Source organism: Agarivorans sp. OAG1, assembly GCF_037076485.1.
Taxonomy (GTDB): Bacteria; Pseudomonadota; Gammaproteobacteria; order Enterobacterales; family Celerinatantimonadaceae; genus Agarivorans; species Agarivorans albus.
The window spans coordinates 1429495-1441710 of record NZ_AP028990.1 but is presented as its reverse complement, the minus strand read 5'-3'; the positions used below and the strand labels follow the sequence as shown (position 1 = coordinate 1441710).

8 protein-coding genes and 1 other annotated feature are annotated in these 12216 nt (G+C 45.0%); of the genes, 2 read left to right on the top strand and 6 right to left on the bottom strand.

Translation table 11 applies throughout. The annotated features are described in order from the left end of the window. Positions 1-35: 35 nt before the first annotated feature. The 5 genes from OAG1_RS06755 to OAG1_RS06735 form a co-directional block, all read right to left on the bottom strand. Positions 36-1607 (bottom strand): ABC transporter ATP-binding protein, encoded by a 1572-nt coding sequence (locus tag OAG1_RS06755; RefSeq protein WP_338625110.1) that lies wholly within the window; start codon positions 1605-1607, stop codon positions 36-38. A 10-nt stretch (positions 1608-1617) separates the two neighbouring features. Further along, complete coding sequence (locus tag OAG1_RS06750; RefSeq protein ID WP_338625108.1) at positions 1618-2670, bottom strand: ABC transporter permease; 1053 nt, start codon at positions 2668-2670, stop codon at positions 1618-1620. Position 2671: 1 nt separating this feature from the next. Further along, a complete protein-coding gene (locus OAG1_RS06745) occupies positions 2672-3763 on the bottom strand; it encodes a microcin C ABC transporter permease YejB (RefSeq protein ID WP_016402251.1) in 1092 nt (363 codons plus the stop codon). A 7-nt stretch (positions 3764-3770) separates the two neighbouring features. After that, positions 3771-5543 (bottom strand): extracellular solute-binding protein, encoded by a 1773-nt coding sequence (locus OAG1_RS06740; RefSeq protein ID WP_338625105.1) that lies wholly within the window; start codon positions 5541-5543, stop codon positions 3771-3773. 94 nt (positions 5544-5637) lie between these two features. Further along, on the bottom strand, positions 5638-7857 hold the full coding sequence (locus OAG1_RS06735; protein ID WP_338625103.1) for an EAL domain-containing protein: 2220 nt from the start codon (positions 7855-7857) through the stop codon (positions 5638-5640). A 259-nt stretch (positions 7858-8116) separates the two neighbouring features. Between OAG1_RS06735 and raiA the strand changes: the two genes are divergently transcribed. Then, positions 8117-8491: a ribosome-associated translation inhibitor RaiA gene (raiA, locus tag OAG1_RS06730; RefSeq protein ID WP_016403975.1), complete on the top strand. Its 375-nt coding sequence runs from the start codon at positions 8117-8119 to the stop codon at positions 8489-8491. Between the two features lie 85 nt (positions 8492-8576). Further along, positions 8577-8705: a sequence feature (Phe leader region), on the top strand. Positions 8706-8722: 17 nt separating this feature from the next. Further along, positions 8723-10726 carry a 3-deoxy-7-phosphoheptulonate synthase gene (gene aroF / locus OAG1_RS06725; RefSeq protein WP_016403974.1) on the top strand — a complete coding sequence of 668 codons (2004 nt, stop codon included), beginning with the start codon at positions 8723-8725 and terminating at the stop codon, positions 10724-10726. 74 nt (positions 10727-10800) lie between these two features. Here aroF and ffh read toward each other — a convergent pair whose 3' ends face one another. Beyond that, positions 10801-12195: a signal recognition particle protein gene (gene ffh, locus OAG1_RS06720; RefSeq protein ID WP_152781605.1), complete on the bottom strand. Its 1395-nt coding sequence runs from the start codon at positions 12193-12195 to the stop codon at positions 10801-10803. Between the last annotated feature and the right edge of the window lie 21 nt (positions 12196-12216).

The following is a 12216-nucleotide window of genomic DNA, read 5'->3' as shown; positions in this document are numbered from 1 at the left end:
ACTAGTGGCGCCCTATTAAAAGAAACTACTGATATTTAGATTAACGCAGCATTGATTAATCGGCGAGTATAATCTTGCTTTGCATCAGAAAAAATTTGCTCGGTTTCGCCCTGCTCAACCAACTGCCCGTGTTGCATCACCATCACACGATGACACAAGGCGCGAATAACCGCTAAATCGTGGCTAATGAACAGGTAGCTAAGGTTATATTTTACTTGAAGTTTTTTAAGTAACTCCAATAACTGCTTTTGTACGGTACTGTCTAAAGCTGAAGTAGGCTCATCTAAAATGAGCACTTCAGGCTTCAATACCAATGCTCGCGCTAATGAGATCCGCTGACGCTGCCCGCCTGAGAATTCGTGTGGATAACGATGCATAGTTTCGGGCTCTAGGCCAACATCTTGCAAAGCTTCAGAAACGCGTTGCTTAAGCTGCTGCTCGTTAAGCGAAAAGTGCAAACTTAAACCTTCGCCAATAATCTGTAGCACCGACATGCGGGGGCTTAAACTGGAAAAGGGATCTTGAAATACAATTTGCATAAAACGGCGCAGCGGTCGCATCTGTTTTACCCCATAGTCATGGATAAACTCACGCTTAAACGCAATTTCACCTTCGCTATCAATTAGCCTTAGTACCGCTTGGGCCAAGGTACTCTTACCTGAGCCACTTTCACCTACAATCCCCAGTGTTTCACCACGTTTTAGATGAAAATCGATGCTGTTAACTGCTTTTATATGATCAACCGTTCGCTGCAAAAAGCCACGCTTAATCGGAAACCATACTTTTAGCTTACTGGCTTCAAGTAACAGCTCTTGTTTAGCTTCTGGAAGCTGCTCACGCACGGGCTCAGAATCTAACAATACCTTTGTATAAGCATGTTGCGGAGCGGCAAATAGTTGCTGGCAAGCGTTTAACTCTACCAACTCACCGGCCTTCATTACCGCGACTCGGTCGGCACAGTTACGCACAACATTTAAATCGTGAGTAATAAGCAAAATTGCCATGCCTAGCTTTTGTTGTAACTCTTTCAAAAGCTCCAAAATCTGCAATTGAATTGTGACATCCAAGGCTGTGGTGGGCTCGTCGGCAATGAGTAGCTTTGGCTCAGTGGCTAAGGCCATAGCAATCATCACCCGTTGCCTTTGCCCACCAGAAAGCTCATGAGGAAAGCTATTCAAGCGTTTTTCTGGCTCTACAATGCCCACCAAGTTTAACAACTCTAACACCCGCTCGCGCGCTTGATGTTTATGCATGCCTCGGTGTACACACAATACTTCGCTTATTTGTTTTTCAACACTATGAAGAGGATTAAGCGAGGTAAGAGGCTCTTGAAATATCATCGCGATTTGGTCGCCACGCAAGGCCTGCAACAGTTTCTTTGGTTGATTTAGCACCGACTTCTGCTGCAGTAAAATTTCGCCCTTAACCTCGGCTTTATCGCCCAGCAAAGACAATACCGACAGCGCAGTCACCGATTTCCCGGAACCACTCTCCCCCACCAAGGCCAAGATCTCACCAGCATAGACATCAAAACTAACTTGCTTTACTACCGGCTCTGGCAAACCAAAACAAACAGATAGCTGTTTTACTTCTAATAACTTGTTCATTGTCAGCTACCTACACTCGTTTTCTAGGGTCGAAAGCATCACGGGCTGCTTCACCAATAAATACCAACAACACTAAGATAATCGACATGGAGAAGAATGCAGTTATCCCTAACCAAGGCGCTTGCAGATTATTCTTTCCTTGCGCCACCATTTCACCTAACGAAGGCGAGCCTGGCGGCAGACCAAAGCCTAGATAATCCAAACCGGTTAGCGCAGTAAGCCCGCCAATAAAGATAAATGGCATAAAGGTTAACGTAGCAATCATCGCATTGGGCAGTATGTGCCGCGCCATTATCGCTTTGTCGCCGACACCTAAGGCACGAGCCGCTTTTACATACTCTAAATTACGGCCTCGCAAAAACTCGGCACGTACTACATCAACCAAACTCATCCAACTAAATAGCAGTAGAATACCGAGTAGCCACCAAAAGTTTGGCTGTACCAAACTGGATAAAATAATCAGCAAAAACATTTGCGGCATGCCCGACCAAATCTCAATGAAGCGCTGACCAAACAGATCCACACGTCCGCCAAAGTAGCCTTGCATAGCACCTACCGCTACACCAATCACCGAGCTACTAATTGCCAGAACTAAAGCAAACAATACCGATAAACGAAAACCATATAATAAGCGCGAGAAAACATCTCGACCTTGGTCATCGGTACCTAACCAGTTAACACCAGTAGGCGGAGAAGGCGAAGGCACACTAAGGTTGTAATTTATGGTGCCGTAAGAAAAACGCACCGGTGGCCACAACATCCACCCACCTTGCTCTGCAATCAGCTCTTGAATGTAAGGGTCCGAATAATCAGCCGCTAAATCGAAGTCTCCCCCAAAATCTAGCTCGGTGTATTCACTCACTACCGGCATCATCCATTGCTGCTGATAGCGAATTAACACGGGTTTGTCATTAGCAATAAATTCAGCAAATAAGCTAGTGAAAAACAGCAAAATAAATAGCCAAAAACTCCAGTAACCACGACGGTTAGCTTTAAACTGCAACCAACGACGCTGGTTAAGCGGGCTGGCTTTGGCGCGCTTCCATTGAGCGACAACTCCCATGCTACTGCCTCCCCTCAAAGTTAATCCGAGGGTCTATCATGGTATAAGTAATATCACTTATCAGCTTAAGCACTAAACCAATTAAAGTAGACATATACAAAGTACCAAACACCACAGGGTAATCACGATTAACCACCGCTTCAAAGCCCAGCAAACCCAAGCCATCTAGTGAGAAAATAACTTCGATCATGAATGAGCCAGTTAAGAAAATACTAATTAAGGTTGCAGGTAAACTCGAGATAACCAGTAACATCGCATTACGAAAAACATGGCCGTAAAGTACCCGATTTTCGGTTAAGCCCTTAGCCCTAGCGGTAAGCACATATTGCTTATTAATCTCGTCCAAGAAAGAGTTTTTAGTCAGCATCGTTAAGGTAGCAAAACTACTAATTACCATGGCTGTTACAGGTAGCGTGAGGTGCCAAAAGTAATCACCCACTTTGCCTAGCAAGCTTAGTTCGTCCCAGTTACTAGACGTTAACCCACGCAACGGGAACCAATCCCAATAACTGCCACCAGCAAAAAGCACAATCAGCATAATCGCGAATAAGAAATTGGGAATGGCAAAACCAATGGTAACCGCTGTTGAACTCCAAATATCAAAGCGGCTGCCGTGTTGCACCGCTTTACGGATGCCTAATGGAATGGAGATCCCGTAGACTAATAGAGTGGTCCATAAGCCCAAGGAAATAGACACCGGCATCTTTTCTAGAATTAAATCAACGACAGAGCTGTCACGATAAAAACTGTCACCAAAATCGAAACGAAGGTAGTTGCCTAGCATCTCAAAGTAGCGCTCGTGTAAGGGTTTATCAAAACCATACAGTTGCTCTAGCTCTTCAACCAGCTCTGGTGGTAAGCCTTGTGCTCCGCGATACTGGCTAGAGTTCCCGCCATTATTAGATTGAATAATCTCGGTATCTACACCGGAATCAACGCGGCGGGTAGCAGAGGTATCAATGCCCTGTATCTTAGCAATGGCTTGTTCAACCGGCCCACCCGGCGCAGATTGAATAATAATGAAATTAAGAGTCATGATCCCCAGCAAAGTGGGGATCATCAATAATAAACGTCGAAGAATGTAGCTAGTCATTGGGTAACTATTCAACCCACCAGCTATCTAAACCCAGCGCATATTTAGGGTTACGCTCAGGTCGTTTAAGTTTATCCCAATAGGCCACTCGCCAAGCATTTAAGTGCCATTGCGGCACTACGTAATACGACCACAACAATACTCGGTCTAAAGCACGGGTTGCATCAATCAGTGCCTGACGATCCTCGGCAGCAATTACTGCTTCAATCAACGAGTCGATAACCGGGCTATTTACACCAATGATATTACGAGACCCAGTATGCTCAGCCGCTTTACTTCCCCAAAAGTCACGCTGTTCATTACCCGGAGATGACGACTGACCAAAACTGCCAACCACCATATCAAAATCAAAGTTCTGCACCCGATTCACATATTGAGATACATCAACTACGCGCACTTCGGTGCTAATGCCAATTTTTTGTAGGTTGCGCGTGTAAGGTAATACGATGCGCTCAAAACTCTTTTGGTATAGCAAAAACTCAATGTGCATTTGCTTGCCATTGGCATCGAGCAACTTGCCTTTGTTTAAACTCCAACCCGCCTCTTTTAGCAGCGCTAAAGCTTCACGCATTTGCGGCCTAATATTACCGTCGCCACGGGTTTTCTCTAAAGTAAATTCTTTAGTGAATACCTCTTGCGGTAGCTGCTTTTTAAAAGGCTCTAACAACGCCAACTCACCACCTTCTGGTAAGCCCGTAGATGCTAACTCTGAAGCAGCAAAATAGCTATTTGTGCGTTTGTATGCCCCGTAAAAAAGTTGCTCGTTAGTCCATTCAAAATCAAACAATAAACCAATCGCTTTGCGCACTTCAGTTTGCTTAAACAAATCACGACGGGTGTTAAATACAAAGCCCTGCATGCCTTGAGGGTTTTCGTTGCTCAAGGTATCGGTATGTACTTTGCCGCTATCAAACATAGGGCCGGTGTATGCGGTAGCCCAGTCTTTAGCACTGGTTTCGATGCGGTAATCAATTCGGCCCGATTTAAACGCTTCTAGCGCCACTGACGAATCTCGGTAGTACTCATATTTAATCTCAGCAAAATTATGACGCCCGCGATTAATCGGTAAATCCTTAGCCCAATAATCTTTAACCAACTGATAACTCACCGAACGGCCAGTATCAAACTCACCCAATTTATATGGGCCAGAGCCCAGCGGGATGGTTAAATCTGCTTTAGAAAAGTCATGATTTTGCCAAAAGTGCTTAGGCAATATCGGCAGTTGCCCCAAGATAAGTGGCAACTCGCGATTGGTGCCATCGGCAAAGGTAAAACGCACACTCGATGCAGACTCGGCTTTTACTTCTTTAATGCTGCCGTAATAAGCGCGGTAAAATGGCGCGCCTTTTTCTATCAATAAATTAAAGGTGAATACAACATCTTCTGCAGTAACAGGTTTGCCATCATGAAAACGCGCTTCTGGGCGAAGGTTAAAGCGAACCCAAGAGCGATCTTCTGGTAAATCAATACTCTCGGCCAGCAAACCGTATTGAGCGAATGCTTCATCATCATTGCTGGTTAACAAAGTGTCGTATATTTGGCCAACACCTGCAGCAGAATTGCCTTTAACGATGAAGGGGTTAAACGTATCGAAGGTGCCTTGTGCTTCATGGGTCACACTACCCTGCTTGGGCGCATCAACATTCACATAAGGAAGGTGGCTAAAATCTGCGGCTAAGGCAGGTTCACCGTGCATCACTAGGGCGTGGGAGCGAACAAAATCTTCGGCATGAGCTACGTTTAAAACCAAAAGTGCAAAAGCCGATAACAGCCATTTCATGATACGCGGTTCCTTATTGAGTGAGTCGAATCATCGACTTAACTAATATCTAGCTCTAGTTATAACCGACTCGAAAGCAAAAGATAAAGGGCTATTAGCCAAATTTGCTCTGAAAACGCTGAATATATCTCTCCAAGGCTTCTGCAGTAATCGCTTTGCTGGATAAATAACCTTGATAGAAGGTACACCCTTGCTGTTTAAGAAAGGCTAATTGCTGGCGCGTTTCAACGCCTTCAGCGGTAACAGTAAAGCCTAAATGGTTGGCCATCGCCAATACTGCATCAACAATGGCCATGTCTCGGCTATCACGTGGAATATCACGAATAAACGAGCGGTCGATTTTTAGTTCATCCACTGGCAAGCGCTTCAAATAACTTAAAGACGAGTACCCTGCGCCAAAGTCATCAATGGAAAAACGCAGCCCCATTTCCTTTAGCTGCTCCATTTTTCGAATGGTGTCCTCTGCATGGCCTAGCACCACCGATTCAGTAATTTCTAAATTAAGCATCGCGCCATCAATGCTGTAGCGCGTCATCAGCTCTTCTACTCGGTCGACAAATTCAGGATGATGAAACTGCTTAGCACTAACATTCACTGATAATTCTGGCAACAGTAAACCCTTTTGCTGCCAATGAGCCATGTGTTTACAGCTTTGCTCTAGTACCCACATACCAATATCAATGATCAAGTCTGACTCTTCGGCAATGGGAATAAACTCGGTGGGTGAAACCAAGCCTTTGCCTTCAGGTTGCCAGCGCACTAAGGCCTCTGCGCCGACTAACTCACCGGTAGATACCATATGCTGCGGTTGGTAATAAAGCAGCAACTCGTCGTTGGCCAAGGCTCCACGTAATGCGTTATGTAGCTTTAAACGTTTATCGGCTTGTTTTTGCATACCATCATCAAAAAAGATAACGGTACGCCGACCCGCTGACTTTGCTTGATACATCGCTGTATCAGCCTGTTTCAATAGGTCTTCAGCGGTTTGCCCCTTACCAGGAAACAAGGTAATGCCTACGCTGGCACCAATATGCAGCGACTGGCCATCAAAGGGATAAGGAGAGGAAATAGTTTGAATTAAGCGTTTACCCACAATATTGGCTTGTTGCTCGGCGTGAGGAGGGCTTTCTCCTAAATCTGCCAGCAGCAAAACAAATTCATCACCACCTAAGCGAGCCAGCACGTCTCCTTCACGAATAAGCTCTTGCAAACGCTTAGCTACCTGCTGCAATACCCAATCGCCTGCAGCATGTCCTAATGAGTCGTTAATGTTTTTAAAATGATCTAAGTCGATAAACAGCAAAGCGCCAATGGCATGCTGCTTTTTAGCACGTGAAAAACAAAGGCTAAGCTCTTCACGCAGCTTTCGACGATTGGGCAAACCAGTAAGCTCATCAAAATAAGCCAAATGTTGAATTTGCTGCTCTGTGGCTTTGTTTGCCGATATGTCTTGAAGACACACTACGTAATGGGTTAACGAATCTAAATCATTGTGAACAGCAGTGATGGTTTCTTGCTGGGTGTAACGTTGGCCATTTTTGCGCTGCCGTTCTACCTCACCTTTACGCCTAACCGTGCCATCTACTTCTTCAATAAATACCGGGCTTGGATTGCCTAGTACTTCTGTGAGTTCCTGTCCCAATACTTCATGTTGTTGATAACCGGTAATTTGGCTAAACGCCTTATTAACTTTAACGATGCGATAATTTACATCGGTAATAATAAGCCCTTCATTACTCTCAAAGGCGATCGCCGACAGGCTCAAGGCTTCTCGTTGTTGTTGAACCTCAAATTCGCTACTTAAACGTTCAAAGAATGGGGCTAACAGTTGTTCGAGCAAAGCATGATCAAACTTTGCCTGACTAAAGCTAAACGCAATATAGCCAATTACCCGCTGTTGCTGAACTATTTGTTGTGCCCAGAAACCTTGTAACGGTTGCTGGATCTCAGGTTGGGTGCTCGCATAATCAGGATGGGCTTGTTGCAGATTATCAATATTTACAACCCGCCTAGCGCGTATTTCAGCCAGCAGGTTAGCTGAGGCAGGGCTTAGCTTTCCACCAATAAACTGGCCTTCTCGCCAATAGCGAATACAAGGAAGGCTGGGGGTTCGAGAATCGAAGTGAGCAATATAGCCTTCGCAAGCACCAACTTGCTGCGCTAATCTGCTAATGAGCTCGTCAAAAAAGCCTTCGCTAGGCTTAGCGGCTAAGGCAAGCGCGAGCTCGGTAAGTGCAATGGAGGTTTCAGAAGACGACGCGGGGGAATTCACAACGCTGATTGTAGGTTGAATATTGTCCATAGTGGTCAACAATGAGGCAAGGCATCCTTTGGCTTATGACTAATTAAAAACTAATTGCTAACACCAAGCGCTTGTTATTCACTCCAATGTGCCCAAGTTCGCCATAACATTCAAGCGATTTTCGGTAATTTATAGTACTTTTCGCTAAGTAATCACATTCACAAGCTCAGCCAATTTAACCCTTAAGAAATAGTGATCTAGATCTGGTTTTTTATTTATGAAAGTCGTATTCTGGAGTTGAAATAATTACTAGATAGTCTTTGGGAGGCTTATGATTATTGATATTACCAGCAAGACAATTTCTATTACCCCAACCATTCGCGAGCACATTGCCGCGCGCTTTAAGAAACTGGAAAAAAACCAAATTCCGCTCATATCACCAAAAGTGATTATCACCACCGACAATAAAAAGGTAAAAGTAGAAGCGAAGATCAATCTGCCAAACGGACAACTGTTTGCCAGCGATGAACATCAAGACCTGAGCGTTGCCATTAACAATTTAGGGCAAAAACTTGAACGCCAGTTACACCGCTTCCAAGATAAGCCTAATGCGCACCGCGCTAGCCGCTCTGGAAAAGATTTCTTACGTTCGCCGAGTGAAGTAGACGACGGCGAGCCTAGCTCCGAGGATGAACAAGCCGCATAAAGGCTAATTAAAGAGTAATACCAAGCAACTAATCGCTTGGTATTACTTGACTTTCCCCTGATTGCTTTTTAGTCTGACGTCATGAAAATATTCAACACCCGATTTTTGTTTGGTTTCTTTTTTACTCCACCCTTTTAGGGAGGCGGACGGAATTGGTGTAAAAACGAAAACACACAGAATCCATAAAGCCTCCTTCTTAGGAGGCTTTTTTGTTAACAGGGAATACAACAGATGGCAGACTTAGAGCAGATCCGAACAAAAATAACAGCGCTCGACCAATCATTATTAACACTGCTGACTGAGCGTCGCCAACTCAGTGTTGAAGTAGCAAAAAGTAAAATAGAAAACCCCAAAGCGATTCGCGACCAAGAACGTGAACAGTTGCTGCTGGTTAAGCTAATAAATAAAGGCAGAGAGTTAGGCTTAGACGCCCACTATGTAACTCAGCTTTATCACACCATCATCGAAGACTCGGTGTTATCGCAACAAGCATTTCTGCAAGGTATCACTAACCCAGATATTCATGCGCAAGCGGTAAGAGTGGCATTTTTAGGTAACAAAGGCTCTTACAGCAACATTGCAACTCATCAATACTTCTCGCGTTATAAAAAGCAAATTGTTGAGTTTGGCTGCAGTGCCTTCCAAGACATTGTTGATACCGTGGAATCTGGCCAAGCTGACTACGGCATGTTGCCTATTGAAAATACCAGCTCTGGCAGTATTAATGAAGTATACGACGTATTACAGCACACCAGCTTGTCGATTGTTGGTGAATTATCAATACCTATTGATCACTGTATTTTGGCTCATCCAAAAGCCAAACTAGAGCAAATTACTACCTTGTATGCTCACCCTCAACCTTATGCTCAGTGCAGCCTTTATTTGCGCACACTAGCTAATACCCGGGTAGATTTTGTAGATAGCTCTTCCAAAGCAATGGAAGTGGTTGCCGGAGGCGACGATTTAACCGTTGGTGCCATTGGCAGCAAAGTGGGGGGGGAAATGTATGGTTTGCAAGCCTTAAAAACCGATATTGCCAATCAACAACAAAACTACACTCGCTTCATTGTTGTTTCTCGCAAACCGGTGGAAGTTGCTGAGCAAGTGCCAGCGAGAACGACTTTTATTATGTCAACGGCACAGCAAGCAGGTTCGTTGGTAGAAGCGCTGTTGGTATTGCGCGAGCACGATATAAACATGAGCAAACTGGAATCTCGCCCTGTACAAGGCAATCCTTGGGAAGAAATGTTTTATGTGGATGTTTCCGCCAATGTTAAGTCTAGCCAGATGCAATCAGCACTGGCAGAGCTAACGCGCCTTACCCGCTACATTAAGGTACTTGGCTGCTACCCAAGTGAAAATGTTGACCCAACACTTATTCCACTAGAAGCCTTAGCCAACAAAGACAAAAATAAAGGTGGCGAACCAAGCTTAATTAGCACCGTACAAGAAGATGGTGCGCTCTCTAGCCGTTCACACAAGGCTAGTGCTACGGTAGTACGTGTTGGCGATGTTAAAATTGGTGATGGTGGCTTTGTTACCTTTGCTGGCCCCAGTGCAGTAGAGTCTGAACAACAAATCATAAACTGTGCAGGAGCGGCCAAAGAAAGTGGTGCAGCAGTACTTGCCGCAGGTTGCTTTAAACCACGCAGTTCGCCTTATAGCTTCCAAGGTTTAGGCGAAGAAGGCCTAAGTTATTTAAACGCCGCGGGTAAAAAGTACAAGCTTCCTACGATGACCGAAGTAAGCTCGGTTGATCAGGTTGTTACTTTAGCGGCTAAAGCAGACATACTGCATGTTCGCTCGCGCCACATGAAAAACTTTAACCTGTTAAAAGAACTGGGTAAGTCTACTCGCCCTATTCTTTTAGAGCGCAACAACATGGCCTCTATTGATGAGTGGTTGCATGCCGCAGACTACATTTTGGCGCAGGGCAACCAACAGGTAATTTTATGTGAAGCAGGCGTTAGAACGCTTGAAGGCAAGAATAAAATCACCTTGGACTTAGGCGCGATTAGTTTGTTGCGCCAACGAACCCACCTCCCGATTGTGGTAAACCCAGGTGAAGCAGTAGACGAACTAAGCGCAGTGGCGCCTATGGCCAAAGCCGCCAAATTATTAGGTGCCGATGGTATTGTACTTTGTGCTCACCCATCGCCAAGTGATGCCAGTGTAGATGCTGATAAATCATTAGATTTTAAACAACTACAGCACTTGATGAGTGAACTTTACTAATAGCTAGTCAGTAACGACTTGCCCAACAAAAAAGCCCAGCAAATCGCTGGGCTTTTTTTACATTAAGCTAGTGTTTAGAAACGTCCTGGTCCGCGACCGCCGCCAAATCCGCCCATACCACCTGGAGGCATCATGCCTTTCATTTGGCTCATCATTTTACGCATGCCGCCTTTACCCGACATTTTCTTCATCATTTTTTGCATCTGAGTGAATTGCTTCAGCAACTTGTTCACATCTTGGATCTGGGTGCCAGAACCAGCAGCAATACGACGCTTACGTGAGCCTTTAATAATATCGGGGCGTTGGCGTTCGCCCGGCGTCATAGAGTTGATGATCGCTTCCATTTGGTTAGTAAGCTTATCATTCATTTGATCTTTAACACTGTCGGGAACTTGCCCCATGCCAGGCAACTTGTCCATCATGCCCATCATGCCGCCCATGCTTTTCATCTGCACTAATTGCTCACGGAAGTCTTCTAAATCGAAGCCTTTACCTTTTTGAACTTTCTTAGCCAGCTTCTGCGCTTGGTCTTTATCAACTTTGCGCTCTACCTCTTCGATAAGAGAAAGCACATCGCCCATACCTAAAATACGTGAAGCTATGCGGTCTGGGTGGAAAGGTTCTAGAGCATCGGTTTTCTCACCCACACCCATAAACTTAATTGGCTTACCAGTAATGTGGCGAATAGATAAAGCTGCACCGCCACGCGCGTCACCATCGGTTTTAGTTAAAATCACGCCGGTAAGTGGCAGAGCTTCGTTAAAGGCCTGAGCGGTATTTGCCGCATCTTGACCAGTCATCGCATCTACGACAAACAAGGTTTCTACTGGCTCAACCGCCTGATGAAGCGCTTTAATTTCGTCCATCATGTCTTCATCAACATGTAAACGACCCGCGGTATCTACAAGTAGTACGTCCGCAAATTGAGTTCTGGCTTCGGCGATAGCACCGTTAACGATATCAACCGGATTTTGCTTTTCGTTACTTGGGAAGAAAATAGCGTCAACTTCTGTAGCTAGAGTCTCTAGCTGTTTAATCGCAGCGGGACGATAGATATCGGCACTCACTACCATTACTTTTTTCTTTTCGCGCTCTTTTAGGTACTTAGCTAACTTAGCAACAGAGGTGGTTTTACCCGCACCTTGCAAACCAGCCATCATGACTACTGCCGGAGGCTGGGCTGCCAAATTAAGACTTTCGTTAGATTCGCCCATGGCTGATTCCAGCTCTTGCTGAACAATCTTAACGAATACTTGACCAGGGCTAAGGCTCTTATTTACTTCTTGGCCTAGAGCACGTTCTTTTACTTTTTTAACAAACTCGCGAACTACGGGTAAGGCAACATCCGCTTCCAACAAGGCCATACGCACTTCGCGCAAGGTATCTTTAATGTTGTCATCGGTTAGTCGGCCGCGGCCGCTGATATTTTTTAACGTTTTCGAGAGTCGATCAGATAAGTTTTCAAACATGCTTTTTCCTGTTGATCATAT

Bases quoted from the DNA above. Each gene is read 5' to 3' on its own strand.
- aroF (WP_016403974.1), top strand. From the start codon at position 8,723: ATGGCAGACTTAGAGCAGATCCGAACAAAAATAACAGCGCTCGACCAA.
- OAG1_RS06740 (WP_338625105.1), bottom strand. From the start codon at position 5,543: ATGAAATGGCTGTTATCGGCTTTTGCACTTTTGGTTTTAAACGTAGCT.
- OAG1_RS06745 (WP_016402251.1), bottom strand. From the start codon at position 3,763: ATGACTAGCTACATTCTTCGACGTTTATTATTGATGATCCCCACTTTG.
- ffh (WP_152781605.1), bottom strand. From the start codon at position 12,195: ATGTTTGAAAACTTATCTGATCGACTCTCGAAAACGTTAAAAAATATC.
- raiA (WP_016403975.1), top strand. From the start codon at position 8,117: ATGATTATTGATATTACCAGCAAGACAATTTCTATTACCCCAACCATT.
- OAG1_RS06750 (WP_338625108.1), bottom strand. From the start codon at position 2,670: ATGGGAGTTGTCGCTCAATGGAAGCGCGCCAAAGCCAGCCCGCTTAAC.
- OAG1_RS06755 (WP_338625110.1), bottom strand. From the start codon at position 1,607: ATGAACAAGTTATTAGAAGTAAAACAGCTATCTGTTTGTTTTGGTTTG.